The organism is Mycobacterium sp. P2_H7, from assembly GCF_056403275.1.
Genome location: NZ_JBFUFU010000001.1, coordinates 112,649 through 137,805 on the forward strand (window position 1 = coordinate 112,649; position 25,157 = coordinate 137,805).

Sequence of the window (25,157 nt, forward strand, 5' to 3'; positions counted from 1 at the left end):
AAACGGGTGGACCTGCGCATATGCAGTAGGGCATCCTCGGATTAGCACACCAGCGAAGCCGCGGTGGCATTAACAACCTGAGGGTTGATAGGGCCGCAGCGACACCCGCACCCTGTTAACCCGTTAAGGAGAGCCATGTCCACCGTTGGCACGCCGAAGAGCCCCGAGCAGATCCAGCACGACTGGAACACCAACCCCCGCTGGAAGGGCATCGAGCGCACCTACAGCGCCGAGGACGTGGTCGCCCTGCAGGGCCATGTCGTCGAGGAGAGCACGCTGGCCCGTCGCGGCGCCGAGGTGCTGTGGGATCAGCTGCACAACATGGACTACGTCAACTCGCTGGGCGCGCTGACCGGCAACCAGGCCGTGCAGCAGGTCCGCGCGGGTCTGAAGGCCATCTACCTGTCCGGGTGGCAGGTCGCCGGTGACGCGAACCTCTCCGGCCACACCTACCCGGACCAGAGCCTCTACCCGGCCAACTCGGTGCCGCAGGTCATCCGCCGCATCAACAACGCGCTGCTGCGCGCCGACCAGATCGCCAAGGTCGAGGGTGACACCTCGGTGGAGAACTGGCTGGCCCCGATCGTCGCCGACGGTGAGGCCGGCTTCGGTGGCGCGCTCAACGTCTACGAGCTGCAGAAGGCCATGATCGCCGCCGGTGTCGCCGGTTCGCACTGGGAAGACCAGCTGGCCTCGGAGAAGAAGTGTGGCCACCTCGGTGGCAAGGTGCTGATCCCGACCCAGCAGCACATCCGCACGCTGACCTCGGCCCGTCTGGCCGCGGACGTCGCCGACGTCCCGACCCTGGTCATCGCCCGCACCGACGCCGAGGCCGCCACGCTGCTGACCTCCGACGTCGACGAGCGCGACCGCCCGTTCGTCACCGGTGAGCGGACCAAGGAAGGCTTCTACCACGTCACCAACGGTGTGGAGCCCTGCATCGCCCGCGCCAAGGCGTACGCCCCGTACTCCGATCTGATCTGGATGGAGACCGGCACCCCGGACCTGGCGCTGGCCAAGAAGTTCGCCGAGGCCGTCAAGGCGGACTTCCCCGACCAGATGCTGGCCTACAACTGCTCGCCGTCGTTCAACTGGAAGCAGCACCTGGACGACGCGACCATCGCCAAGTTCCAGAACGAGCTCGGCGCGATGGGCTTCAAGTTCCAGTTCATCACCCTGGCCGGCTTCCACGCCCTCAACTACTCGATGTTCGATCTGGCCCACGGCTACGCCCGCAACCAGATGAGCGCCTACGTGGAGCTGCAGGAGCGCGAGTTCGCCGCCGAGGAGCGCGGTTACACCGCCACCAAGCACCAGCGTGAGGTCGGCGCCGGCTACTTCGACCGGATCGCCACCACGGTGGATCCGACCAGCTCGACCACCGCGCTCGCGGGTTCGACCGAAGAGGGCCAGTTCCACTGAGCGAAGCGAAGTGGAACCGATAGCCGGAGCCACTGAGCGAAGCGAAGTGGAACCGATAGCCGGAGCCACTAAGTCGTGTGTTGATAACGTCAGGCCCCGTCCGCGTCATGCGGGCGGGGCCTGACGCCGTAACGGGAGTTTGAGGAGAGCAGTGACTATTGAGCGAGTCGGCGTCATCGGCGCCGGGCAGATGGGCGGCGGTATCGCCGAGGTGTGCGCCAAGGCCGGTGCACAGGTCGTCGTCTACGAACAGGCCGCCGAATTCCTGGAGTCCGGCAAGGCCCGCATCATCGCCTCGCTGGACCGCGCCGCCGCCAAGGGCAAGCTCAGCCAGGCAGATCGCGATGCAGCGTTCGGCCGGCTGTCCTTCACCACGGAGATGACCGATCTCGCCGACCGGCAGCTGGTGATCGAGGCGATCATCGAGGACGACAAGGTGAAGACCAAGGTCTTCGCCGAGCTCGACGCGATCGTCACCGATCCGGACGCCGTGCTCGCGTCGAACACCTCCAGCATCCCGATCATGAAGATCGCGGCGGCCACCAAGAACCCGCAGCGCGTGCTGGGTCTGCACTTCTTCAACCCGGTGCCCGTCCTGCCGCTGGTCGAGCTGATCTCGACGCTGGTCACCTCGGACGACGCGCTGACGCGCACCGAGGAATTCGCTGGCAAAGTGCTGGGTAAGCAGGTCGTGCGCTGCTCGGACCGATCAGGATTCGTCGTCAACGCGCTGCTGGTGCCGTACCTGCTGGCCGCCATCCGCATGGTGGAAGCGGGCTTCGCCACGATCGAGGACGTCGACAAGGCCGTCGTCGGGGGGTTGTCGCACCCCATGGGCCCGCTGCGGTTGTCGGACCTGGTCGGTCTCGACACGCTGAAGCTGATCGCGGACAAGATGTACGAGGAATTCAAGGAGCCGTTGTACGGGCCGCCGCCGCTGCTGCTCCGCATGGTGGAGGCCGGTCAGTTGGGCAAGAAATCGGGCCAGGGCTTCTACACGTACTAGGGCGGGGAAGTAGTTAGCCTAGCTAACATGGGGTAGCATCGTCGGATACGGTTCGACATTGCCCTGGTGGGGTTCCCGAGCCGCGGTCGTCAAATCAACAAACGAGGTTATTTTTCTCATGTCAAACGTCGAGTCCGATCTTGCGCCGTACTACGAGGAGTCGCAGTCGATCTACGACATCTCGAATGATTTCTACGCCCTGTTCTTGGGCCCGACCATGGGCTACACCTGTGGTTACTACGAGCGCGAGGACATGAACCTCGAGGAGTCGCAGAACGCGAAGTTCGACCTCGCGCTGGGCAAGCTGGGCCTGCAGCCCGGGATGACCCTGCTCGACGTCGGCTGCGGCTGGGGCGGCGCGCTGGAGCGGGCGCTCACCAACTACGACGTCAACGTCATCGGTATCACGCTGAGCAAGGAACAGTCCGACTACGCCCGCAAGCGGCTGGCCAAGATCGAGACCAAGCGCAACGTTGAGATCCGGCTGCAGGGCTGGGAAGAATTCGACGAGAAGGTCGACCGCATCGTGTCGATCGGTGCGTTCGAGGCCTTCAAGCAGGAGCGCTACCCGGTGTTCTTCGAGCGGGCCTACAGCATTCTGCCCGACGACGGCGTCATGCTGCTGCACACGATCCTGGCCCACACGCAGCAGTTCTTCCGCGAGAACCAGATCAAGCTGACCATCAGCGACCTGAAGTTCATGCGCTTCATCGCCGCGGAGATCTTCCCGGGTGGACAGCTGCCTGCCGTCGAGGACATCGAGAAGCTTGCCGCCGACTCCGGTTTCAAGCTCCAGCGCACCCACCTGCTGCAGCCGCATTACGCGCGCACGCTGGACATGTGGGCCGCCAACCTCGAAGCCAAGAAGGACGAGGCGATCGCGATGCAGGGCCAGGTCGTCTACGACCGGTTCATGAAGTACCTCACCGGCTGCGCGGACTTCTTCCGTCGCGGCATCACCAACATCGGTCAGTTCACGCTGGCCAAGTAGGGCTGTCTCAACGCGCCGAGGGTGCATCCAGATCGCAATTTCGCCTTCGCGAGCGATCTGGGTGCACCCTCGACGTGTCGGCGCGGCGCCAGGGACGGGTCAGGCCTTCGCGAGCCGCTTCTTCTCGGCCTTGACGTCGAAGTCGGCGGGCGGCCAGGCGAGGTTGAACTCCTTGAGCGCCTCGATCAGCAGCTCCAGGATGGCCAGCCGGCTGTACCACTTCCGGTTGCACGGGATGACGTGCCAGGGCGCGTAGTCGGTCGACGTCTTGTCGAGCATCGCCTGGTAGGCCTCCTGGTACTTGGGCCACAGCAGGCGCTCATCGATGTCGGCGGGGTTGTACTTCCAGAACTTGTCCGGCCGGTCCAGGCGCTCGGCGAGACGCTTCTTCTGCTCGTCGAGTGAGACGAACATCGCGACCTTGACGATCTTGGTGCCGCCCTCGACCAGTTCCTTCTCGAAGGCGTTGATCTCGTTGTAGCGGACGCCCCACACCTCCGGCGGCACCAGGTCGTGCACGCGGACGATCAGCACGTCCTCGTAATGGGAGCGGTCGAACACCCCGACGTGACCGGGCGCAGGCAGCGCGTTACGGATCCGCCACAGGTAGTGGTGGGCCAGCTCCTCCTCGGTCGGCTTGCCGAAGCTCGCGTAGTCGATACCTTGTGGATTGCCCGCTCCCACAACGTGTTTGACGATGCCGCCCTTGCCCGCGGTGTCCATGCCCTGCAACACCAGCAGCAGGGAGCGGGTGTCGCCGGCGCGGCTGTTGGCGTAGAGCATCTCCTGCAGTTCGGCGAACCGGATGTTGCGTTCGGCCTGCAGCACCGGCGCATCGCGCTTGGATCCGACGAAACCCGGTGTGGCATCGGGGTCGATCCGGGCGACGGTGTCACCGGGCTTGAATTCCAGATGCGTGTGCGGCTCGTGGGTCCACAGTGCCGGCAGGTCCGAGTCGGTACTCATGGCCGCCAGTCAAGCAGTTATGCAGGCAATGTGGGTGACGGATGCGGCAGTGAGTTGAACGTGTCAAGCGAGCCGCCGACTTCGACGATCCCGCACAGCGCGCTCCAGGACAGCATCGTCAGATAGTCGATCAGCTCGTCGGTGGTCATCCGCGGGTTCGACATCCAGGAGTGGGTGGCCAACTGCACGCCACCGACGATCATGAACGCCCACGCTTCCACGCCCTGCGTGTCCATCCCGCTGAGCTGCATCCGGCGGCGCAGCATGACGGCCAGCATGCGGGCGATGATCTGTTCGGAGTCGGCGATGGCCTTGGTGCGGCTGGCCGAGTTGTTCGACATCACGAACCGGTAGGTCTCGGGTTCGGCGGCCACGGTGTCGACGTACACCCGGATGATCTCGCGCACCAGCGCGTACCCGTCGGAGGTCGAGGACAGCGCCGCCGCCATGTTCGGGATCAGGGTGGTCTGCGCGAAGCGCATCATCACCGCGGTGGTGAGGTCGTTCTTGTCGACGAAGTAGCGGTAGAGCACCGTCTTGGACACGCCGATCTCGGCAGCGATCTCGTCCATGCTGACGTTGCTGCCCCGCTGGCGAATCGCTCCGAGGGTGCCGTCTACAAGCTCATTACGACGGTCCACCTTGTGCTGATGCCAGCGTCGTTTACGGCCATCGGTTTTTACCGCTGCCGCCGAGCTCTGCTGTGCCACTGTCCGTGAAGGTCCGTTCACTAGGTCGCCTTGATAATACGGTGGTTCCGGCCCTGCGGTCGATCGCCTGCCGCGCGCCGGTGGCGCGGTAGCGGATGATGGAGGGGTGGCGCACAGACCAGCTCCCGGCCCGCCCTCGTTGACGGCAAGTTTCGCCGCATCATTGGCGGGCTCGGACTCCGAAGCAGACCGTGAACGCCGCCGTGGCCTGAGGCGGATGAAAGCAGTCGCGCTCGGGTTCCTGATCGGGGCGACGGTGATCTTCCTCGTCTCCACGTGGGCTCAGTCCCGCGGCGCAGGCGAGTGGGTCGGTTACGTCCGGGCGGCCGCCGAGGCGGGGATGATCGGCGCGCTGGCCGACTGGTTCGCGGTGACGGCGCTGTTCAAGCACCCACTGGGTATACCCATTCCGCACACCGCGATCATCAAGCGCAAGAAGGACCAGCTCGGCGAGGGCCTGGGCACCTTCGTGCGGGAGAACTTCATGTCTGCCGAGGTGGTGGCGACGAAGCTGGGCGACGCCCAGGTCGCGGGCCGGGTGGGCAAGTGGCTCTCCGAATACAGCCACGCCGAACGGGTGGCCGCCGAGGCGTCCACGGTGCTGCGGGTGCTGGTCGAGATGCTGCGCGACGAGGACGTCCAGCACGTCCTGGACCGGATGATCGTCAAACGCATCGCCGAACCGCAGTGGGGGCCACCGGTGGGCCGGGTGCTGTCCGGCCTGCTGGCCGAGCAGCGGCAGGAGGCACTGCTCCAGCTGCTGGCCGACCGGGCGTTCCAGTGGTCGCTGAACTCGGGAGAGGTGATCGAGCGGGTCATCGAGCGTGATTCGCCCACCTGGTCGCCGCGCTGGGTGGACCACCTGGTCGGCGAGCGCATCCACCGCGAGCTGATGGATTTCACCGACAAGGTGCGCCGCGACCCCAATCACGAATTGCGCCGGTCGGCGACGAAGTTCCTCTTCGAGTTCGCCGACGACCTGCAACATGACGACGCCACCATCGCGCGCGCCGAGAAGGTCAAAGAGCAGGTCATGGCGCGTGACGAAGTGACCAAGGCCGCCGAGACGGCGTGGACCGCCGCCAAGCGCATCGTCCTGGAGTCGGTGGACGATCCGTCCTCGGCGCTGCGCACCCGGATCGCCGATTCGGTGGTGCGCATCGGGGAGTCGTTGCGTGACGACGCCGAGCTGCGCGACAAGGTGGACAGCTGGATCATCCGGGCTGCTCAGCACCTGGTTTCCCAGTATGGGACGGAGATCACAGCGATCATCACCGAGACGATCGAGCGGTGGGACGCCGACGAGGCCAGTCGCCGGATCGAACTGCACGTGGGCCGTGACCTGCAATTTATCCGGATCAACGGCACGGTGGTCGGTTCGCTGGCGGGCCTGGTCATCTATTCGGTAGCCCAGCTACTTTTCTGAGCCCTGCTAGCAAGTGCTTGCAATAGCTAGCACTCGGTCGTACCGTGGGTTGTGCCAGCAGGAACCCGACGGATCGAGGCTCAGATGTCGCAGAACGAAGATTCTGCTTCGGCTGTGGGCAACGAGAGGATCGCCGGCACCGCCGGCAGCGACGGGATCGCTGGAAGCGACAAGATAGTTGCCGTCGTAGCCAACGAGAAGATCGTCGAAGTGGTGAGCAACGCCGCGTCCGATATCGGCAGCTTCATCCGTGCTCAGCGTGAGGCGGCACAGGTTTCGGTGCGTCAACTCGCGGAGAAGGCCGGCGTCAGCAATCCCTACCTCAGCCAGATCGAGCGGGGACTGCGCAAACCGTCGGCCGATGTGCTCAGCCAGATTGCCAAGGCACTGCGCGTCTCAGCCGAGGTGTTGTACGTGCAGGCCGGGATTCTCGAGCCGTCCGAGGGTAGTCAGGTACGTGACGCGATCATCGGAGACAACGCGATCACCGAGCGGCAGAAACAGGTGCTGCTCGACATCTACACGTCGTTCTGCCAGCAGAACGAGGCCGAAGCAGAAGCCGAATCCGGCGCTGAGGGGAAAGCGGAAGGGGTGCCGCCCACGTCTGAATCTCAAGCTACGACAACAGAATCAACCACCGAATCACCAACATCACTCAGCTGATCTTGAAAGGAACAACCATGACCGAGAAGACCGAAAAGGCCCAGCCGACCATCGAGGACCTCAAGGCCCCGCTGCTTGCCGCTGTCGGCGCCGCCGACCTGGCGCTGGCCACCGTCAACGAGATCGTCGCCAGCCTGCGTGAGCGTGCCGAGGATGCGCGCACCGACGCCCAGGGCCGCGTCGAAGAGGGCCGTGCCCGCCTGACGAAGATTCAGGAAGAGCTGCCGACCCAGTTCGAGGAGCTGCGCGACAAGCTCACCTCGGACGAACTGCGCAAGGCCGCCGAGAAGTACACCGACGAGGCGCAGGCCACGTACAACAAGCTGGTCGAGCGCGGCGAGGCCGCCCTGGAGCGCCTGCGCAACCAGCCGGCTCTGGAAGAGGCCGCAGGTCGCTTCGAAGAGGTCACCGATCAGGCCGTCGAGCTGACCCAGGACGCGCTGGGCACCGTGGCGTCGCAGACCCGCGCCGTGGGCGAGCGTGCCGCCAAGCTGGTCGGCGTGGAGCTGCCGAAGCGGGTCGAGAAGGCCGGCGAGAAGGCCACCGCCCCGGTCAAGAAGGCCGTGCCCGCCAAGAAGGCCGCCCCGGCCAAGAAGGCCGCCCCCGTGGCCGCCGCGCCGGCTGCCAAGAAGGCCCCGGCCAAGAAGGTCACCCAGAAGTAAGTTCGACGCATCCGATGGCACCCGCCTAGGCTGCAAGTGTGATGCTTGCAGACCTGGCGGGTGCCATTATGTTTGTGCTGGTCGGGATCGTCGTCCTGGTCGGTGTCTATTCATTTGTGCACGCCGCCATCCAACGGACCGACGCGTACACCGCCGCGGGAAAGCTCACGAAGCCGGTGTGGTTGCTCATCCTGGCCGGCGGCGTCCTGCTCGGCCTGCTGATGCGTGATGCGTTCGGTGCGGCGATCTGCGCGTGTGCGGCGGGTGTCTACCTCGTCGACGTCCGGCCGAAAATTCTTGAGATCCAGGGAAAGTCGCGCTGACGCGATGCGCAGCCTGATCGCCGCGCTGGGTGCAGCGGGCGCCCTGGTGTGTGCGGCGCCCATCGCGCACGCCGACAGTCACTACGTGGACCACACGACGTGGGCCAAATGGGGCGACCTGTCCAGCCTGCGGGTCTATCCGACAGCAGCCGCCCGCGCCGCGTCGGCCCGCCCGAACAGCCTCGGCCAAGCCGATCAGGCGTGGGCCGAGGTACTGGCCGACGCGCCCGACGCCGACCTGCCCGGCATGCGCGCCCAGTTCCTCTGCCACTGGCAATACGCCGAGATCGCCGAGCCCGGCAAGTCCAGCTGGAATCTGGAGCCGTGGCGGCCCGAGGTCAGCGAGAGTGCCATGTTCGCCGCGGGCTGCAACCCGGGCGGCACGGAGGAGCCGTTCTGATGCGGACCAGCGACGAGGTCGCCGCGCTGGTCGACCACACCCTGCTCAAACCCGAGGCCACCGAGGCCGACGTCCTCGCACTGGTGGCCGAGGCGGCCGACCTCGGGGTGTTCTCGGTGTGCGTGTCCCCGCCGCTGGTGCCGGTCGCCGTGCAGGCGAGCCCGGCCGGTCTGCTGGTGGCCGCCGTGGCGGGATTCCCGTCCGGCAAGCACCTGTCGGTCATCAAAGCCGCCGAGGCCGCGCACGCGCTGGCCGCCGGTGCCGCCGAGATCGACATGGTCATCGATGTGGGCGCGGCACTGTCCGGTGACCTGCACGCGGTACGCGACGACATCGCCGCGGTGCGTGCCCAGACGTTGGGGGCGACGCTCAAGGTGATCGTGGAATCGGCTGCGCTGCTGGAACTCTCGGGTGAGGAACTGCTGGCCGACGTGTGCCGCGTCGCGCTCGATGCGGGAGCCGACTTCGTGAAGACCTCCACCGGGTTTCATCCCAGCGGCGGGGCCTCCGCGCGCGCAGTGCAGATCATGGCCGCGGCCGTGCCGGGCCTCGGGGTCAAGGCCAGTGGCGGGATCCGCACCGCGGAGGCCGCGCTGGCCATGCTCGACGCCGGCGCCACCCGGCTCGGGCTTTCGGGCACCCGGGCCGTGCTGGACGGCTTGACCTAGCTTCTAGTCGAGTCCGGCGAAGCAGGGGTCGCCGCCGTTGCCGCTGCGGCCCGGAGGCATCGTCGCGTTGCGGGTCAGGAACTTGGCGGACACGCCTTTGTCGGTCACCTGCACGCTGTCGGCGTGGATGCCCAACGGGATGTTCTTGGTGATCTGGTCGAGGAACGCGTCGAGCGCGGGCTGCACCGTCTCGCGCGGCAGCATGAAGCCCAGACCGGACAGGCTCTGCACTGTCAGCGTGAGGTTGTTGTTCTGCACCTCGGGCTTGACGACGATGCTGCCCAGGGCGGCCTGCAGTTCGATGGTGCCGTCGCTGGGATGGGTGCTCACGCTGCTGACGAAGCTGCCCACCAGCGGGATCTGGTTCTGGATGGTGTTCTTGATGCCCTCGGCGGTCCAGGTGATGTTGGCGTCCAGGGCGCCGATGGTGCCGGGCGCGCTCTGGTTCCCGGTCAGCCGGACGTCGTTGATGATGATCTCGGCCTTCATCCCGTCGGCCTCGCGGACGCGATTGCCCGCCGTGGTCACCGTGATGTTGTTGTAGTGCTTGGCCAGGTGCTGCAGCAGGAATGGGGTCTTGCCGAACGACACGTCCACGTCGTCCTGCACCACGCAGGAGGTGATCTGGGTGACCGTCTTGTCCGCGATGTGGCGGGCCACCAGCTCCGCGCCGACCGCGCCCGCGACGACGAGCGCCAACACGATGACCACGACGAGCACGATGGACAGCGGGTCGCGGAACAGGCGCGCGATCTTGGCGCCCACCGATTTCGGCGCCTCCGGGGGCCCCGGAGGCGGGGGCACGGGAGCGCCTGCGGACGCAGGAGACCCGGCGGCCGCTGCTTCGGAAGGTTGAGCCCAGGGATCGGTCACGCAGTCGATTGTGCCTTAGCGAACTGCGTGCGATTACGCAGCACCGCGATCGTCTCCTTGGCCCGGGCGGCCGCATCGAGGTCGATATCGGTCACCACCAGCTGCGGTTCGTCCCCGACGGACTGCAGAATCTCGCCCCGCGCGGAGGCGACCAGGCTGCCGCCCACCCCGGTCGGGCCCAGCGCCGCGATCTCGTCTCCCGGGTAGGCCTGGTCGACGGCGGCCACGATGGCGGTGGTGTCGATGGCACGGGCCCGGGCCAGCAGGGTCCACTGGTCGAGCTTGCCCGGACCGGTGCCCCAGGAGGCGTGCACGGTGATCAGCTGCGCACCGCGGTCGGCGAGGTCGAGGTAGAGCTCGGGGAACCGGACGTCGTAGCAGAGCGTGAGGCCGACCTTCACACCGTTCACCTCGATCACCACCGGTTCACGACCCGGCGCGACCGTCTTGGACTCGGCGAACCCGAACGCGTCGTAGAGGTGGATCTTGTCGTAGTGCGCGTCGACGTCCGGCCCGGATGCCAGCAGCGTGTTGGTCACCCTGCCGTCCCCGGAGGGGCAGAACATCCCGGCGACGACGGTGATCCCGGACTTCTGCGCGATCGCGCGCACACCGTCGGCCCAGCTGCCGTCGAGCGGTTCGGCCACCGGCGCCAACGGCACACCGAATCGGCACATCGTCGCCTCGGGGAACAGCACCAGGCCCGCCCCGGCCTCGGCGGCGTCGCGGGTGTACTGCGCGACGACGTCCAGGTTCTCGGCTGGACAGGTACTCGACCGGATCTGTGCCAGGGCAATCCGCATGGGACAAGACTAATGCGGCGCGACCGTCTCCCACGGGACGGTGAGCACGCCGTCGCGCATCCGCCGCCGCGGCGCCTGCACGCTGACCCCCTGGGCGCGCAACTCGTCGAGCATCGCGCGCCAGCGGACCCGCGGGCCGAACACCCCGTGGCCGGCCACCCCGGCCCAGGCGCGGTCGGCAAGGCTCAGCAACTCATGGATCGGCTGACCCGGAACATTGTGGTGGATAAGCACTTTCGGTAGCCGCTCGGCCAGATCCGAGGGACGCTCGATGGCGAACGGGTCGCACGCCAGCGTCAGGCTGACCGGCCCCGCCGCGTCGAGCAGCACCCAGCAGCAGCGCCGGCCCACCTCGTCGCAGGTGCCGTCGATGATCAGCCCGCCCGGGGCCAGCCGCCCGCGCAACTGCGCCCACGAGGCGTCCACTTCGTCGACGGGGTACTGGCGCAGCACGTTGAACGCCCGCACCAGCACCGGCCGCAGGCCCGCCAGCTCGAACCCGCCGAGGGCGAATTCGACATCGGTGTTCGCCGCCCGGGCGGTGGCCACCCGCTGCGGATCGATCTCCAGGCCGACGACGCGGACATCGGCGCGCACCGTCCGCAGCCGCGCCGCCAGTTCGACCGTCGTGACCGGGAGCGCACCGTAGCCCAGGTCGACGACCAACGGTTCGGCGGCGGTCAGCAACGCGGCGCGCACTGCAGGAGAGTGCACCAGCCAGCGGTCGCTGCGGCGCAGCCGGTTGTATCCGGTGGTGCCCCGGGTCGCGTGGCCGATGGGCTTGTTCAGCCGTGGTCCTTGATCCAGTTGCTGGTGAAGACCTGCTCCAGGCGCAGCAAGTCGACCAGCTGGCCACCGAGGAAGCTCTCCAATTTCCCGCCGACCAGCGGGATCTTCACCTCGACGGTGACGTGCACGTCGGCGCGGGCGCCGGTCGCGGTGTCGGCCAGCGCCACGGTGGCGGTGACGCGCGCCGGGGTGCCCAACAGGTCACCCTCGATGGTCCCGGCGGAACGGCCGGCCACCGGCGCGGTCCAGCACTCCACGCGGCGCAGGGTGAGGTCACCCCGGTGGAACTGGGTGACGACGGCGGGCAGCTTGGCGGGCCGGACCGTCTGGGTGGTGACCACCTCGATGCTGCCGTCGGCAGCGGTCTCCAGGGCATCCAGTGATGTCTCATCGCAGCCGGACTTCTCCAACCGAGTCAGCCAGTACGGCTTCTCGGAGAACGCCGCGAGGACCTGGCCGGCGGTGCATTCGTAGGTGGCTGCCATGTCGAATGAACGTGGCATGGCAGCCACGCTACCGTTATGACCCGTGGTCAGTGAGTCTTTCGAGGGCGCGGCGGTGGCCCGGGATGTCCCGCTGGCGCCGCTGACCACGCTGCGGGTTGGCCCCGTCGCTGATCGCGTGATCACCTGCGACACCACCGACAAGCTGATCGACGTGCTGCGCGCACTGCCGATCACCCCGGATGTCCTGGTGCTCGCGGGCGGCTCGAACGTGGTCCTGGCCGACGATCTGACCGGCCTGACCGTGGTGGCCGTGGCCAACACCGAGATCACCGTGCACGACGCGACCGTGCGGGCGGAAGCCGGCGCGCTGTGGGACGACGTGGTGGTGACCTCCCTGGCGCACGGCCTCGGCGGACTGGAGTGCCTGTCCGGTATTCCCGGGTCGGCGGGGGCGACGCCGGTACAGAACGTGGGCGCGTACGGCGCCGAGGTGGCCGACACCCTCGCGCGGGTCCGGCTGCTGGACCGCCGCACCGGGGCGGACCGCTGGGTGGCCCCGGCGGAGCTGGGTTTCGGATACCGGCACAGCGTGCTGAAGAACTCGCCGGACGCCGTGGTGCTGGAGGTCGAGTTCACCCTGGACGCCGCCGGGCGGAGCGCGCCCCTGCGCTACGGCGAGCTCGCGACGGTGCTGGAGGTGCCGCCGGGGGAGCGAACCGACCCGCTGCGGGTCCGGGAGGCCGTGCTGGCGCTGCGCGCGGCCAAGGGCATGGTGCTCGACGCGCAGGATCACGACACCTGGAGCGCCGGGTCGTTCTTCACCAACCCCGTGGTCGCGACGGAGGTCTTCGAGCGCATCCAGGCTGGATTCGCGGGCCGGGTGCCGAACTATCCGGCGCCCGACGGGGTGAAACTGGCCGCCGGCTGGCTGGTCGAGCAGGCCGGCTTCGGCAAGGGATTCCCAGGTCCCGGCGCCGCGGCGGCGTTGTCCACCAAACATGCGCTGGCCCTCACCAACCGCGGCGAGGCCACCTCGGCGGACGTGATTGCCCTGGCCAGGACGGTTCGGGACGGGGTGCGCAACCAATTCGGGATAGATCTCACACCCGAACCGATTCTGCTTGGGTGCCGTCTCTAGGTACCGTTGTTCCACGTGAGCCCTGCAGGTGAGACGTCCCCGCTAGTGAATCGTCGGCGTGCGCTGACGGTGCTGGCCGCGGGAAGCGCCGGACTGCTGGCCGCGTGTGCGGGCAAATCGTTGACGCCCGATCTGCCGTCCGCGGCCCCGCCGCCGGCCCCGGTCATCACCTACACCCCCGAAGACAAGTCCGACGACGTCGTGCCGACCTCGCCGATCGGCATCGCCGTCAGTGACGGCTGGTTCCAGCACGTCAGCCTGACCAATGCGGCGGGCAAGGCCGTCGGCGGTGCGCTCAACCAGGACCGGACGGGCTTCACCGTCACCGAACCGCTGGGATACGACGCCGAGTACACCTGGGCGGGGTCGGTGGTCGGCAAGGACGGGCAGGCCGTGAAGCTGTCCGGCAGTTTCACCACGATCAACCCGCAGACCATGGTCAACGGCCAGTTCCAGCTCTCCGACGGACAGGTGGTGGGCGTCGCGGCCCCGATCATCCTGCAGTTCGACGCGGCCATCGACGACAAGTACCGCGCCGACGTGGAGAAGGCGCTCAAGGTCACCACCACCCCGCCCGTCGAGGGCGGCTGGGCCTGGCTGCCCGACGAGGCCGGCGGCTCCCGCGTGCACTACCGGACCAGGGAGTATTACCCGGCAGGCGCCACGATCAACGTGCGGGCCGCGCTGTATGGCGTGCCGTTCGGTGAAGACGCTTTCGGCGCAACGGATTCCACGCTGGACATCAGCATCGGCCGGCGCCAGGTGGTCAAGGCGGAGGCGTCCAGCCACCGCATCCAGGTGATCACCGACGAGGGCGTCATCATGGACTTCCCCTGCAGCTACGGCGAAGGCGACCTGGATCGCAACGTCACCCGCAGCGGCGTCCACGTCGTCAGTGAGAAGTACGAGGACTTCTACATGACGAACCCGGCCGCCGGTTATGCCAACGTGCACGAGCGGTTCGCGGTGCGGATCTCCAACAACGGCGAGTTCATCCACTGCAATCCCAACAGCGTCGGCTCGCAGGGCAACACCAACGTCACCAACGGCTGCATCAACCTGAACCTGGAGAACTCGCAGCAGTACTTCAACAGCGCGATCTACGGCGACCCGGTGGAGGTCACCGGCACCCGGATCGATCTGTCCTACGCCGACGGCGACATCTGGGACTGGGCCGTGCCGTGGGATGAGTGGAAGTCCATGTCCGCCCTGACGAATCAGAAGCCCCCGTCGGGCATCCCGGCGTCGGCGCCGGCCACCCCGACGGATGCGCCGACCCTGTCGGGCACCCCGACGACCACGACTCCGACGACGACGGCCCCGACAACGACGACGAGCCCGGCCGCTACACCCGGCGGTTGAACCGCCCGTTCGGCGCCTGGTCCCGCGGACGGATGACGATCTGATCCAGGTTGACGTGCGACGGGCGGGCGGCGACGAACCCGATCACCTCGGCGACGTCGTCGGCCACCAGTGGGGTGATGCCTTCATACACCTTGTCGGCGCGGTCCTGATCCCCCTCGAAACGCACCAGGGAGAACTCGGTTTCGACGGCGCCGGGCGCAATCTCGGTGAGCCGCACCGGTTTTCCGAGCAGCTCACCGCGCAGCGTGCGGTGCAGCGCGCCCTGGGCATGCTTGGCCGAGGTGTAACCGGCGCCGCCGTCATAGGTCTCGAATGCCGCGATCGAGGTGATGGTGACGATCAGCCCGTCGCCGGAGTCGACGAGTTTGGGCAGCAGCGCCCTGGTGACCCGCAGGGTGCCCAGCACGTTGGTCTCCCACATCCACCGCCAATGCTCCAGATCGGCGTCGGCCACCGGTGCCAGGCCCATGGCCCCGCCGGCGTTGTTCACCAGCACCGAAACCCCGTCCAGAGCTTCGGCCAGGCGCGCCACATCCGCGTCGGACGTGACGTCCGCCACAATCGCCGAGCCGCCGATCTGGTCCGCCAGTGCCTGGATACGGTCGGCCCTGCGGGCTACGCAGACCACGTGAAAACCAAGCGCAGCAAGGGTTTTGGCGGTCGCCTCGCCGATACCGGAACTGGCGCCGGTGACCACGGCGACGCGGGGGGTGGCTGATGTCGAAGTCATATCCCGAACTTTAGTTGGCGTGCTAAGTTCACCGTGTGTTGCAGACCAGTCCGATGAACCGCGTTTTCGTGCGGCGTGCGTGTTGTTGTTGCGCATCCCGCCGCGCCCGACTGATCTAGCGGACTTTCGTCCTGCAGAAGTCGACGGTGTGGCAGAAGCCCCCATCGTCGAAACTTCCCAAAGGACAACCCCTGTGCGTACCGCCACCGCTGCCTCTGCTCCCATCGCCACCAACACCGCCGCCGCGGCCTCGGTGGCCCACGCCAAGCGCGCCCTGCTGGCCCGTCATCACATCGTCGCCCCGTCGTTGAAGGTCGCCGACGCTGCCGCGGCGGCCGTGTTCGGGGCCGCCCGCCAGCGCGGCCCGATCGCCCGTGACGCCGTCGCCCGGGTCACCGGCCTGAGCATCGCGACGGTGAACCGCCAGGTCACCGCCCTGCTCGACGCAGGCGTGCTGCGGGAGCGCGCCGACCTCGCCGTCTCCGGCGCCATCGGCCGGCCCCGCGTGCCGGTCGAGGTCAACCACGAACCATTCCTCACCCTCGGCCTGCACATCGGTGCGCGCACCACCAGCATCGTCGCGACCGACCTGTTCGGCCGGACCCTCGATGTCGTCGAAACCCCGACCCCGCGCGGCACGCAGAACGCGGCCCTGGCCTCGTTGGCCGGCAGCGCCCGCCGCTACCTGAGCCGCTGGCATCGCCGGCGCCCGCTGTGGGTCGGCGTGGCCGCCGGTGGTGTGGTGGACAGCGTGTCCGGCTACCTGGACCACCCGCGGCTGGGCTGGTCGGAGGCGCCCGTCGGCCCCGTGCTGGCCGAGACGCTCGGTCTGCCGGTGTCGGTGGCCTCGCACGTCGACGCGATGGCCGGCGCCGAACTGCTGCTCGGGGTGCGCAGGCCGGGCACCCAGACCGGCACCAGCCTCTACGTCTACGCCCGCGAAACCGTGGGCTACGCGCTGTCCATCGGCGGCCGGGTGCACTCGCCCGCCAGTGGCCCCGGCACCATCGCCGCCCTGCCGGTGAACTCCGAATTGCTGGGTGGCACAGGGCAACTGGAGTCCACCGTCAGCGACGAAGCGGTGCTGACCGCGGCCCGTGCGCAACGCATCATCCCCGCCGAGGGGCCGGCGTCGACGCTGACGGCGGTGCTGCGTGCCGCCCGCGGCGGTCACGAGGGTGCCCAGGCGCTACTCGCCGAGCGGGCCCGCGTGCTCGGTGAAGCCGTGGCGCTTCTGCGCGACATGCTCAACCCCGACGACCTGGTGGTCGGTGGACAGGCCTTCACCGAGTACCCGGAGGGTATGGAGGTGCTGGAGCGGGCCTTCGTCGCACGGTCGGTGCTGCCGGCCCGCGACATCCGGGTCACCGCGTTCGGTAACCGGGTGCAGGAGGCCGGTGCCGGTGTGGTTTCCCTGGGTGGGCTCTACGCCGATCCGATCGCCGCGATGCGCCGCGCCCAGTTGCGCCGCGGTGAGCTGAACGTCGCGGGCGCCTGACAAAGACGTGGGTGTAGACATGTCTGTGTGCGTCTTTCCAGCGATCTGAGCGCCATACCTGCGTCGGCGAGGCGAGTGGCGGTGCTGTCGGTACACACCTCACCGCTGGCGCAGCCGGGCACCGGAGATGCCGGCGGGATGAACGTCTACGTGCTGCAGACCGCGTGCGAGATGGCGCGGCGCGGCGTCGAGGTCGAGATTTTCACCCGGGCCACCTCATCGGCCGACGAACCCGTCGTTCGGGTGGCGCCCGGAGTGCTGGTGCGCAACGTGGTCGCCGGACCGTTCGAGGGCCTGGACAAGACCGACCTGCCGACGCAGTTGTGCGCGTTCACGGCCGGGGTGCTCCGCGCCGAGGCCAACCACGAGCCCGGGTACTACGACATCGTGCATTCGCACTATTGGCTGTCCGGGCAGGTCGGCTGGCTGGCCAGGGACCGCTGGGCCGTACCGCTGGTACACACTGCGCACACGTTGGCCGCGGTGAAGAACGCGGCGCTCGCGGCGGGGGACACCCCGGAGCCCGCGATGCGCGCGATCGGTGAGCAGCAGGTGGTCGACGAGGCGGACCGCCTCATCGTCAACACCGAAATCGAAGCGCAGCAACTGGTTTCACTGCACCACGCGAGTCGCTCGCAGATAGACGTGGTGCATCCCGGCGTCGATCTCGGGGTCTTCACGCCGGGAGACAAGCGGGCCGCACGGGCCGCACGGGCCGCGGTGGGCCTGGATCCCGACGAGCGGATCGTGGCGTTCGTGGGCCGGATCCAGCCGCTGAAGGCGCCCGACGTGCTGTTGCGTGCGGTGGCCAGAGTTCCGCAATTGCGGGTGGTGGTGGCCGGCGGCCCGTCCGGGTCCGGCCTGGCCGCGCCCGACGGTCTGATGCGGCTGGCCGATGAACTGGGTATCGCCGAGCGGGTCACCTTCCTGCCACCCCAGTCCCGGGAGCAGCTGGTGAACGTCTATCGCGCGGCCGATCTGGTCGCGGTGCCCAGCTACTCGGAGTCTTTCGGGCTGGTCGCGGTCGAGGCGCAGGCCTGCGGGACGCCGGTGGTGGCGGCCGCGGTGGGCGGACTGCCCGTCGCGGTTCGCGACGGCATCACCGGCACCCTGGTCGAGGGGCACGACCCGCAAGACTGGGCGGCCGCCATCGACGCACTGTTGGCGGGTGGACCGGAACGGATGCGCGAGGCGGCCATCGCGCACGCCGCGACCTTCTCCTGGGCACACACCGTCGACGGCCTGCTGGCCAGTTACGAACGCGCCATCGGTGACTACCGCGTGCGGCATCCGCGCCGCGACGCGACGGTGCGGCGCAGCGGGCGCCGGTTCTCCATGCGCCGCGGGGTGCGGGCGTGAGCTCACCCGTTCAGGACCTCATCGAGGCGACGCTGCAGGAGCACGACCTGGAATACGCCCATCACAAGGGCGCGCACGGCGGGCTGCCCGGCCTGGTGGTCGCGCTGCCGGGCGAGCGACGGCTGAAGACCAACACCATCCTGAGCATCGGTGAGCATTCGGTGCGGGTCGAGGCGTTCGTCTGCCGCCGACCGGACGAGAACTTCGAGTCCGTGTACCGGTTCCTGCTCAAACGCAACCGCAGGCTGTACGGCGTGGCCTACACCTTGGACAACCTGGGCGACATCTATCTGGTGGGCCGGATGGCGCTGGAATCGGTCAGCGCCGACGAGCTCGACCGGGTACTGGGCCAAGTCCTCGAAGCGGTGGACTCGGACTTCAACACGTTGTTGGAGTTGGGTTTTCGCACGTCCATCGAGAAGGAATGGGAGTGGCGGGTGGCGCGCGGCGAGTCGCTGAAGAACCTCGAGGCTTTTGCACATCTCATCGGAGATGAGTAAGCACAATCTGATCGACCGGGAAGACGGCTCCGGCTCATGAGAGGATCTGTGCCATGGCGAACCTGATCCTGCTGCGCCACGGCGAGAGCCAGTGGAACGAGAAGAACCTGTTCACCGGATGGGTCGACGTCGACCTCACCGACAAGGGCCGGGCCCAGGCGGTGCGCGGTGGCGAGTTGCTCGCCGAAGAGGGTGTGCTGCCCGACGTGCTGTACACCTCGCTGTTGCGCCGGGCGATCATCACCGCCGATCTCGCGCTGGAGGCCGCCGACCGGCTGTGGATCCCGGTGCACCGCGACTGGCGCCTCAATGAGCGGCACTACGGCGCGCTACAGGGTCTGGACAAGGCCGAGACGCTGGCCAAGTACGGCGAAGAACAGTTCATGGCATGGCGGCGCAGCTATGACACGCCGCCCCCGCCCATCGAGAAGGGCAGCGAGTTCAGCCAGGACGGCGACTCGCGCTACGCCGATATCGGCGGCGGACCCCTGACCGAATGCCTGGCCGACGTGGTGGCCCGGTTCGTCCCGTACTTCGAGCAGGACATCGTGCCCGACCTCAAGGCCGGCAAGACCGTGCTGATCGCCGCGCACGGCAATTCGCTTCGCGCCCTGGTCAAGTACCTGGACGGGATGTCCGACGCGGACATCGTCAGCCTGAACATCCCGACCGGCATCCCGCTGCTCTACGAGCTGGACGCCGACCTCAAGCCCACCGTCCCCGGTGGGCGCTACCTCGATCCCGAAGCAGCGGCGGCGGGTGCGGCCGCGGTGGCCGCGCAAGGTGCCAAGAAGTAATCCGGCAAATAGCCGGTTAACTCAGGTGAACGCGGGCCGAACTCCTGTGTTTGCTTGTGTGACTTGTCCCGATTTGGCCTCACGCTGCTGGGATGGCGTTCACCGGATGCGTACGATTTCCGCGTGAGTGTGGCATCCGTGCTGCTGCTGACAGCAGCCGTGACGCTGTTCGCGCTCGTCATCGGCGCGGCGGCGGGAGCCGCCGTATCTCGCGTCAGGCAGCAGCGACGAGCACGTCGCGAAGCCGAGCAGGGCGGGATCACCGTTTCCCAGATGCTCAGCCACGTGGTGGGGCTCTCGCCGATGGGCATCGTCGTCGTCGACGCGTTCCGCGATGTCGTCTACATGAATGATCAGGCGGCCGAACTGGGCCTGGTGCGGGACCGGCTGCTCGACGAGCGGGCCTGGCAGGCCGTGCAGCGTTGCCTGGCCGGCGGCGACGACGTCGACATCGACCTGTCGCCCCGCAAACGCCAGGCCACCGGCCGCTCCGGCCTGTCGGTGCGCGGTCACGTGCGGCTGCTCACCGAGGATGACCGGCGCTTCGCGGTGGTGTTCGTCGGGGACCAGTCCGAGCAGGCCCGCATGGAGGCCACCCGCCGGGATTTCGTCGCCAACGTCAGTCACGAGCTCAAGACCCCGGTCGGGGCCATGGGGGTGCTCGCCGAGGCGTTGCAGGCTTCGGCCGACGACCCCGAGACCGTGCGCCGGTTCGCCGACAAGATGCTCGTCGAATCCCACCGGCTGGCCAGCATGGTCGGCGAGCTGATCGAACTGTCCCGGCTCCAAGGCGCCGAACCCCTGCCCGACCTCGACGTGGTGGAGGTCGACACCGTCGTCTCGGAGGCGTTGTCGCGGCACAAGGTGCCCGCGGACAGCGCCGAGATCTCCGTGACCACCGACGCGCCGACCGGATACCGGGTGCTGGGTGACCAGGGTCTGCTGGTGACCGCCATCGCGAACCTGGTCTCCAACGCCATCGCCTACTCGCCGCACGGGTCGAGTGTGTCGATCAGCCGACGCAGGCGCGGCAACGACATCGAGATCGCGGTCACCGACCGCGGCATCGGCATCGCCCGCGCCGACCAGGAGCGGGTCTTCGAACGGTTCTTCCGGGTGGACAAGGCTCGGTCGCGCGCCACCGGCGGCACCGGGCTGGGCCTGGCGATCGTCAAACACGTCGCAGCCAATCACAACGGCACCATCCGGCTGTGGAGTCAGCCGGGCACCGGCTCGACGTTCACCCTGTCGATTCCGGCATACCCCGATACCGACGACGACTCGTATGAACGAGACGACCGAGAGGACGAACGAGACTGATGACCAGTGTGCTGATCGTGGAGGATGAAGAGTCCCTGGCCGATCCGTTGGCCTTCCTGCTGCGCAAGGAAGGCTTCGAGGCCACCGTGGTGTCCGACGGCCCGTCGGCACTCGCGGAGTTCGAGCGGGTGGGTGCGGATATCGTCCTGCTCGATTTGATGCTGCCCGGCATGAGTGGCACCGACGTCTGCAAGCAGCTGCGGTCCCGCTCCAGCGTGCCGGTCATCATGGTGACCGCGCGCGACAGTGAGATCGACAAGGTGGTCGGCCTGGAGCTGGGCGCCGACGACTACGTCACCAAGCCGTACTCGGCGCGCGAGCTGATCGCCCGCATCCGCGCGGTGCTGCGACGCGGGGCGGAGACCGACGAGACCGGCTCCGGGGACGGTGTGCTGGAGGCCGGCCCGGTGCGGATGGACGTCGAGCGGCACGTCGTCAGCGTGAACGGCGAGGCCATCACCCTCCCGCTCAAGGAGTTCGACCTGCTGGAGTACCTGATGCGCAACAGCGGCCGCGTGCTGACCCGCGGGCAGCTCATCGATCGCGTCTGGGGTGCTGACTACGTCGGCGACACCAAGACCCTCGACGTGCACGTCAAGCGGTTGCGCAGCAAGATCGAGGCCGACCCGGCAAACCCGGTGCACCTTGTCACGGTGCGCGGATTGGGTTACAAACTCGAGGGATAGGCCGTCCCTGGGTGGCGCCCACGGGCGCTTGAGGCGTTGAATCGGTCACAGTCGCATAGCGGCACCATGGTCGCTCGGCAACTTATGAGCTACCTCGGTGCTGGGCTTTTATGACCTTTTAGTAGCGCAGATAGGCTCCGCTGTGAGTTCAAGCAAACATTCTTGAATTCGCTTTGACGACTTCCGTCCGTACTATGAAGTCGAATCGGAGGACAGGGGAGTCGAAATGCGGAAACGGCTACGGGCGACCGTCTACGGATTGCTGACGCCGATGTGGCCGGCAACCCTCGTGGGCGTCGTACTCGGTGCGATCATCGGCACACTGGTCGCGTTGTCGATCACCGCCGACGCCACCACGGCGACCACCCAGGTCCGTATCGACCCGCCGGTCGACCCCAATCAGATCCTCACCAACAGCCCGATGCCCGCGGACACCCTGCAGGGCTATCTCGCGGGCGAGGTCGCCTACCTGACGTCGAGCGGTTTCCACGACGCCGTCGCCAAGGAACTGGGCGGCGACGCATCGCCCGCCCTGACGGCCACCCAGCAGGGCCAGGCCGCCATCATCGCCATCGCGGCCACCGAACCCACACCCGATGCCGCGAAGCGGACGGTGGACGTGGCATTGAAGGTGTACGGCGGACATGTCTACGACCTGAACAAGGTGCGCGTGCAGTCCGCGCTCGACGCCGTCAACGGTGCCGTCGTGCGACTGCGTCAGCAGGCGGTCGCGGATGCCGCCACCCAGAGTGAGCCCTTCGATGAGGCCGTCTTCAACGAGCGCACCAAGGATCTCGACGGCAAGCGGGTGGCCCTGGAATCCCAGATCGACCGTGCCCCCGGCATCCAGCCCGTGGAAACCACTGTGGCGCAATCCAGTGCGGGGCAGAGCACCAAGCTGCTCGGCGGTATCGGCGGGGCCCTGCTCGGCGGTCTGGTGGCCCTCGGTGCGACGCTGGTCTGGCGCAGCCGGTCCCATGTCGTCTCCTCCGTGGGACAGCTGCAGCGCGAGATCGACCCGGTGCCTGTCATCGCCCCGGTGGTGGAGATCGGGAAGTCGCGGCGGTCGCTCGAGGTGGCCCGCGCGCTCTACAGCCAGCTGCCGCAGCCCCGCATCGGCGTGATCCTGGTGGTCGGTGCGACCGACGGCTCCGGAGCCACCGAGGTGGCCCGGCTGCTGCACGCGGCCGCCGGCGAACACGTGTCCGCGGGGTCGCTCGGCATGGCCGAGCTCAACGGCAAGGACTCGGCAGCGGTCAAGGCGACGGTGGATGAGTTGATCAGCTCGGGTGAACTGGGCAGCGTCATCGTCGACGGCGGATCACTGACCGGGTCGTCGCAGGTGGTCGACATCGCCGAACTCGCCGACCAGATCCTGGTGGTGACCCGGATCGGTCATGACACCCTCGATGAGGTCGCCGTCACGACGAACCTGAGCGGTGCACCCGTCGCGGTGGCCTGCACGCGTGGCGCTCTGCTGCGCTGAGCCGCTACAGCGCGGCCAGGATGGTCCGCGCCGACTCATCCCATGAGTAACGCTTCGCATTGACCAGGCCGCGGGCCCGCAGGCTCTCGGACAGGCCGGCATCGGACTCCAGCCGGTCCAGTTCGGCCAGCAGCGTCACGTGGTCGTCAGGGTCGAAGAAAAGCGCTGCGTCACCGGCGATCTCGGGCAGCGACGCCGCCCGCGACGTCACCACCGGGCACCCGAGTGACTGGGCCTCCAGGGGCGGAAGACCGAAACCCTCGTACTTGGACGGGAAGATCAGCGCGTTGGCGTTGCGGTACAGCCACGCCAGTTCGGCGTCGGACAGGTGCCCGGCCACGACCGCGTTTCCGGTCAACTCGGAGGCGGCGGAGAACACCTGCCGGTTGCCCGAAGCCCCGACCACGATGACCTTGCGGCCCGACTCGGCCACCGCCTGCACCGGTGCGACCAGATTCTTGTGCACCGCAAGGGTTCCCACCACGAGGTAGAACTCGCCATCCAAGCCGCCGGAACCCTCGATCTCGGGCCGGACGGGCTCGACGCCGGTGAGACTGTCGGCGGCACAGCCGGCGACCACGAAGCGGTCCTCCGGGATGCCCAGTACGTCGTCGAGTTCGCCTGCGCTGAAATGCGATACCGTCACCAGCCGCTGCGCGATCCGCCCCAGCAGGTAGTACACCACCAGGTAGGACCGGACGAAGGTCTTGGTGAAGGTCTGCGGATACCGGAACGGGGTGGCGTCGTGCATGGTCACCAGCTGGCGGCGCTTCAGCAGTGGGGCCGGGCCCGCGAAGTTGAGCAGCAGCCGCCCCGCGGTGGCCGCGGGCAGGTAAACCTGTTCGAACAGTTGGCCTTTGACGCCGACCTGGCGGATCCTGGCCCGGGGATGGTCCAGATATCCGGGGATGTCCACCCCGGCCGGCACATGGATCACCAGATCCACGGAGTCGGTGGCCAGGATCGCCCGCACGATCTCGGTGGCGTAGCGCTGGGTTCCGGTGAGTCGCTGCGCCAGCCACTTGCCGTTCACATGGAGCTGCGTCATGACCGGGCCCCGTGCAGCGGACCGTACAGCGCGCGCAGCGCGACCCGCTGGCCGGCGTCGGTGTTCTCGGCCAGTGCCTCACGGGTGCGCCTGCGCAGCTTGTCCAGAGCGTCGCTGCCCTGCAATTGCGTTACCGCCGAGACGAAATCGTCGGGATCATCGATCGTCACGGGCAGGTCGACGCCATGGATGTAGGGCTGGCGCCGGGAGACCACCGGCAGTCCCATGCTGGCGGCTTCCATGATCGAGATGGGGAAGCCCTCCCAGCGGGCGGTGTGCAGGTATAGGTCGGCCGAGGACATCGCGCGCAGCGCCTCGGTCCTGGGCAGCCAACCGGTGACCTCGACCCCGGAGTTCCGCAGGGTGTTCATGTACTGCTCGTCGCCACCGCCGACCCAGATGGCCTCGATGCCGGGGTGGGCCTTCGCGGCGGCGGCGAAGGCTGCGGCGAAGAACTCCGGGTCCTTCTGCGGGCCGAGCCTGCCGTTGCCCACGATGCGCAGCGGGCGGTCGTCGTGGGCGCGGTCCTCTGGGGCCACTTCCGGCGGGGTGACATTGGGCACGCTGTGCACCCGGGGTGCGCTGACCGGCCACCGGGACAGCTCAGCCTCGCGGGGCGAGCACGCCCCGTACGCCGAGGTGTTGAAGGACAGGATCCATTCCAGCGCACGGTAGACCTGGCGCGACTTCCAGCCGATGTCGAGCCGCTCGAAGGCATAGCAGTGCGGGGTGTAGACCAGCGGCAACCGGTCGGACCTGCGCACCGCGGCGCGCACGTACGCCCCGGCCTTGCTGGAGTGCGCGTGGGTGATCACCGTGCCGTCGAAGCCTTTTCGGATCTCACGCAGCCGACGCCGGACGAAGCGCACCCGGGCCAGCGTGCCCGCGGGCATCGGCGTGGCGGTGACGAACTGCTCCAGTTCACGGGGGTCCACCAGCGCCTCCTCGCGCAGGGTGTACACCAGGTGGTGTTCGGCGTCGGGGTAGTTGCGCACGAAATCGCCGATGGCCGAGGCGGTTCCGCTGGCGAAGGATTCGGTGACGTGGACGATCTTCGTTGTTGCGACGTCGGTCTGGGTCAT

Annotated in this window: 27 protein-coding genes; 18 read left to right on the forward strand and 9 right to left on the reverse strand. The window is 67.9% G+C overall.

Annotated features, from left to right (window positions below):
* Positions 1–135: 135 nt before the first annotated feature.
* The 3 genes from aceA to AC1DY7_RS00515 all read left to right on the forward strand — a co-directional run bounded on the left by aceA (position 136) and on the right by AC1DY7_RS00515 (position 3,419).
* Positions 136–1,422, forward strand: a complete 1,287-nt coding sequence (gene aceA, locus AC1DY7_RS00505) for an isocitrate lyase (protein WP_477491689.1) — start codon at positions 136–138, stop codon at positions 1,420–1,422.
* Positions 1,423–1,573: 151 nt separating this feature from the next.
* Positions 1,574–2,428, forward strand: a complete 855-nt coding sequence (locus tag AC1DY7_RS00510) for a 3-hydroxybutyryl-CoA dehydrogenase (protein WP_477491690.1) — start codon at positions 1,574–1,576, stop codon at positions 2,426–2,428.
* Positions 2,429–2,546: 118 nt separating this feature from the next.
* Complete coding sequence (locus AC1DY7_RS00515) at positions 2,547–3,419, forward strand: cyclopropane mycolic acid synthase family methyltransferase (RefSeq protein ID WP_477491691.1); 873 nt, start codon at positions 2,547–2,549, stop codon at positions 3,417–3,419.
* Between the two features lie 99 nt (positions 3,420–3,518).
* On the opposite strand, the gene AC1DY7_RS00520 is transcribed toward AC1DY7_RS00515, so the two are convergent.
* Entirely contained in the window at positions 3,519–4,385 is an 867-nt protein-coding gene (locus tag AC1DY7_RS00520; protein ID WP_477491692.1) for a polyphosphate kinase 2 family protein, read from the reverse strand.
* 17 nt (positions 4,386–4,402) lie between these two features.
* Positions 4,403–5,095, reverse strand: a complete 693-nt coding sequence (locus AC1DY7_RS00525) for a TetR/AcrR family transcriptional regulator (RefSeq protein WP_477491693.1) — start codon at positions 5,093–5,095, stop codon at positions 4,403–4,405.
* 106 nt (positions 5,096–5,201) lie between these two features.
* Between AC1DY7_RS00525 and AC1DY7_RS00530 the strand changes: the two genes are divergently transcribed.
* From AC1DY7_RS00530 to deoC, 6 genes are all read left to right on the forward strand, one after another.
* Entirely contained in the window at positions 5,202–6,521 is a 1,320-nt protein-coding gene (locus tag AC1DY7_RS00530; RefSeq protein ID WP_477491694.1) for a DUF445 domain-containing protein, read from the forward strand.
* Between the two features lie 84 nt (positions 6,522–6,605).
* Positions 6,606–7,184 carry a helix-turn-helix domain-containing protein gene (locus tag AC1DY7_RS00535; protein WP_477491695.1) on the forward strand — a complete coding sequence of 193 codons (579 nt, stop codon included), beginning with the start codon at positions 6,606–6,608 and terminating at the stop codon, positions 7,182–7,184.
* Between the two features lie 17 nt (positions 7,185–7,201).
* A complete protein-coding gene (locus tag AC1DY7_RS00540) occupies positions 7,202–7,846 on the forward strand; it encodes a heparin-binding hemagglutinin (RefSeq protein WP_477491696.1) in 645 nt (214 codons plus the stop codon).
* A 41-nt stretch (positions 7,847–7,887) separates the two neighbouring features.
* Positions 7,888–8,169, forward strand: coding sequence for a DUF2516 family protein (locus AC1DY7_RS00545; protein ID WP_477491945.1), 282 nt, complete (start codon positions 7,888–7,890; stop codon positions 8,167–8,169).
* 4 nt (positions 8,170–8,173) lie between these two features.
* Positions 8,174–8,569 carry a DUF2599 domain-containing protein gene (locus AC1DY7_RS00550; protein WP_477491697.1) on the forward strand — a complete coding sequence of 132 codons (396 nt, stop codon included), beginning with the start codon at positions 8,174–8,176 and terminating at the stop codon, positions 8,567–8,569.
* Positions 8,569–9,237, forward strand: a complete 669-nt coding sequence (deoC, locus tag AC1DY7_RS00555) for a deoxyribose-phosphate aldolase (protein ID WP_477491698.1) — start codon at positions 8,569–8,571, stop codon at positions 9,235–9,237. The genes AC1DY7_RS00550 and deoC overlap by 1 nt, the downstream gene beginning before the upstream one ends.
* 3 nt (positions 9,238–9,240) lie before the next feature.
* On the opposite strand, the gene AC1DY7_RS00560 is transcribed toward deoC, so the two are convergent.
* The 4 genes from AC1DY7_RS00560 to AC1DY7_RS00575 are packed head-to-tail and all read right to left on the reverse strand — an operon-like array spanning position 9,241 to position 12,205.
* The gene (locus AC1DY7_RS00560; protein ID WP_477491699.1) at positions 9,241–10,110 is read right to left on the reverse strand and encodes an LmeA family phospholipid-binding protein; all 870 of its coding nucleotides are present in this window, start codon (positions 10,108–10,110) and stop codon (positions 9,241–9,243) included.
* Positions 10,107–10,913 (reverse strand): carbon-nitrogen hydrolase family protein, encoded by an 807-nt coding sequence (locus tag AC1DY7_RS00565; RefSeq protein WP_477491700.1) that lies wholly within the window; start codon positions 10,911–10,913, stop codon positions 10,107–10,109. The genes AC1DY7_RS00560 and AC1DY7_RS00565 overlap by 4 nt, the downstream gene beginning before the upstream one ends.
* A gap of 9 nt (positions 10,914–10,922) precedes the next feature.
* Positions 10,923–11,702, reverse strand: coding sequence for a class I SAM-dependent methyltransferase (locus tag AC1DY7_RS00570; RefSeq protein WP_477491946.1), 780 nt, complete (start codon positions 11,700–11,702; stop codon positions 10,923–10,925).
* A complete protein-coding gene (locus AC1DY7_RS00575; RefSeq protein ID WP_477491701.1) occupies positions 11,699–12,205 on the reverse strand; it encodes a DUF2505 domain-containing protein in 507 nt (168 codons plus the stop codon). The genes AC1DY7_RS00570 and AC1DY7_RS00575 overlap by 4 nt, the downstream gene beginning before the upstream one ends.
* Positions 12,206–12,230: 25 nt before the next feature.
* Here AC1DY7_RS00575 and AC1DY7_RS00580 point away from each other — a divergent pair, with 25 nt between their 5' ends.
* Positions 12,231–13,286: a UDP-N-acetylmuramate dehydrogenase gene (locus tag AC1DY7_RS00580; RefSeq protein WP_477491702.1), complete on the forward strand. Its 1,056-nt coding sequence runs from the start codon at positions 12,231–12,233 to the stop codon at positions 13,284–13,286.
* A 6-nt stretch (positions 13,287–13,292) separates the two neighbouring features.
* On the forward strand, positions 13,293–14,648 hold the full coding sequence (locus AC1DY7_RS00585) for a L,D-transpeptidase (protein WP_477491703.1): 1,356 nt from the start codon (positions 13,293–13,295) through the stop codon (positions 14,646–14,648).
* Here the strand turns inward: AC1DY7_RS00585 and AC1DY7_RS00590 are convergent.
* A complete protein-coding gene (locus AC1DY7_RS00590; RefSeq protein WP_477491704.1) occupies positions 14,632–15,381 on the reverse strand; it encodes an SDR family oxidoreductase in 750 nt (249 codons plus the stop codon). The two genes, AC1DY7_RS00585 and AC1DY7_RS00590, sit on opposite strands and share 17 nt — an antisense overlap.
* Before the next feature lie 253 nt (positions 15,382–15,634).
* Here AC1DY7_RS00590 and AC1DY7_RS00595 point away from each other — a divergent pair, with 253 nt between their 5' ends.
* From AC1DY7_RS00595 to AC1DY7_RS00625, 7 genes are all read left to right on the forward strand, one after another.
* Positions 15,635–16,879, forward strand: coding sequence for an ROK family protein (locus tag AC1DY7_RS00595; RefSeq protein WP_477491947.1), 1,245 nt, complete (start codon positions 15,635–15,637; stop codon positions 16,877–16,879).
* Between the two features lie 27 nt (positions 16,880–16,906).
* Complete coding sequence (gene mshA / locus AC1DY7_RS00600; RefSeq protein WP_477491705.1) at positions 16,907–18,238, forward strand: D-inositol-3-phosphate glycosyltransferase; 1,332 nt, start codon at positions 16,907–16,909, stop codon at positions 18,236–18,238.
* Entirely contained in the window at positions 18,235–18,738 is a 504-nt protein-coding gene (locus AC1DY7_RS00605; RefSeq protein ID WP_477491706.1) for a type III secretion system chaperone family protein, read from the forward strand. Before mshA ends, AC1DY7_RS00605 begins: the two co-directional genes overlap by 4 nt.
* A 53-nt stretch (positions 18,739–18,791) precedes the next feature.
* Positions 18,792–19,535, forward strand: coding sequence for a phosphoglyceromutase (locus AC1DY7_RS00610; protein ID WP_477491707.1), 744 nt, complete (start codon positions 18,792–18,794; stop codon positions 19,533–19,535).
* A gap of 123 nt (positions 19,536–19,658) precedes the next feature.
* The gene (locus AC1DY7_RS00615; RefSeq protein ID WP_477491708.1) at positions 19,659–20,855 is read left to right on the forward strand and encodes a sensor histidine kinase; all 1,197 of its coding nucleotides are present in this window, start codon (positions 19,659–19,661) and stop codon (positions 20,853–20,855) included.
* Positions 20,855–21,541 (forward strand): two-component sensory transduction protein RegX, encoded by a 687-nt coding sequence (regX, locus tag AC1DY7_RS00620; RefSeq protein ID WP_477491709.1) that lies wholly within the window; start codon positions 20,855–20,857, stop codon positions 21,539–21,541. Before AC1DY7_RS00615 ends, regX begins: the two co-directional genes overlap by 1 nt.
* 226 nt (positions 21,542–21,767) lie before the next feature.
* Entirely contained in the window at positions 21,768–23,027 is a 1,260-nt protein-coding gene (locus AC1DY7_RS00625; RefSeq protein WP_477491710.1) for a hypothetical protein, read from the forward strand.
* A 4-nt stretch (positions 23,028–23,031) separates the two neighbouring features.
* Here AC1DY7_RS00625 and AC1DY7_RS00630 read toward each other — a convergent pair whose 3' ends face one another.
* Positions 23,032–24,075, reverse strand: coding sequence for a glycosyltransferase family 4 protein (locus AC1DY7_RS00630; protein ID WP_477491711.1), 1,044 nt, complete (start codon positions 24,073–24,075; stop codon positions 23,032–23,034).
* The gene (locus AC1DY7_RS00635; protein WP_477491712.1) at positions 24,072–25,157 is read right to left on the reverse strand and encodes a glycosyltransferase family 4 protein; all 1,086 of its coding nucleotides are present in this window, start codon (positions 25,155–25,157) and stop codon (positions 24,072–24,074) included. The genes AC1DY7_RS00630 and AC1DY7_RS00635 overlap by 4 nt, the downstream gene beginning before the upstream one ends.

What these genes read in the sequence shown, in the direction of transcription:
- aceA (WP_477491689.1), top strand. Translation starts at nt 136, where the DNA reads ATGTCCACCGTTGGCACGCCGAAGAGCCCCGAGCAGATCCAGCACGAC.
- AC1DY7_RS00515 (WP_477491691.1), top strand. Translation starts at nt 2,547, where the DNA reads ATGTCAAACGTCGAGTCCGATCTTGCGCCGTACTACGAGGAGTCGCAG.
- AC1DY7_RS00520 (WP_477491692.1), bottom strand. Translation starts at nt 4,385, where the DNA reads ATGAGTACCGACTCGGACCTGCCGGCACTGTGGACCCACGAGCCGCAC.
- AC1DY7_RS00535 (WP_477491695.1), top strand. Translation starts at nt 6,606, where the DNA reads ATGTCGCAGAACGAAGATTCTGCTTCGGCTGTGGGCAACGAGAGGATC.
- AC1DY7_RS00540 (WP_477491696.1), top strand. Translation starts at nt 7,202, where the DNA reads ATGACCGAGAAGACCGAAAAGGCCCAGCCGACCATCGAGGACCTCAAG.
- AC1DY7_RS00545 (WP_477491945.1), top strand. Translation starts at nt 7,888, where the DNA reads ATGCTTGCAGACCTGGCGGGTGCCATTATGTTTGTGCTGGTCGGGATC.
- AC1DY7_RS00550 (WP_477491697.1), top strand. Translation starts at nt 8,174, where the DNA reads ATGCGCAGCCTGATCGCCGCGCTGGGTGCAGCGGGCGCCCTGGTGTGT.
- deoC (WP_477491698.1), top strand. Translation starts at nt 8,569, where the DNA reads ATGCGGACCAGCGACGAGGTCGCCGCGCTGGTCGACCACACCCTGCTC.
- AC1DY7_RS00565 (WP_477491700.1), bottom strand. Translation starts at nt 10,913, where the DNA reads ATGCGGATTGCCCTGGCACAGATCCGGTCGAGTACCTGTCCAGCCGAG.
- AC1DY7_RS00575 (WP_477491701.1), bottom strand. Translation starts at nt 12,205, where the DNA reads ATGCCACGTTCATTCGACATGGCAGCCACCTACGAATGCACCGCCGGC.
- AC1DY7_RS00590 (WP_477491704.1), bottom strand. Translation starts at nt 15,381, where the DNA reads ATGACTTCGACATCAGCCACCCCCCGCGTCGCCGTGGTCACCGGCGCC.
- AC1DY7_RS00610 (WP_477491707.1), top strand. Translation starts at nt 18,792, where the DNA reads ATGGCGAACCTGATCCTGCTGCGCCACGGCGAGAGCCAGTGGAACGAG.
- regX (WP_477491709.1), top strand. Translation starts at nt 20,855, where the DNA reads ATGACCAGTGTGCTGATCGTGGAGGATGAAGAGTCCCTGGCCGATCCG.
- AC1DY7_RS00625 (WP_477491710.1), top strand. Translation starts at nt 21,768, where the DNA reads ATGCGGAAACGGCTACGGGCGACCGTCTACGGATTGCTGACGCCGATG.
- AC1DY7_RS00630 (WP_477491711.1), bottom strand. Translation starts at nt 24,075, where the DNA reads ATGACGCAGCTCCATGTGAACGGCAAGTGGCTGGCGCAGCGACTCACC.
- AC1DY7_RS00635 (WP_477491712.1), bottom strand. Translation starts at nt 25,157, where the DNA reads ATGACCCAGACCGACGTCGCAACAACGAAGATCGTCCACGTCACCGAA.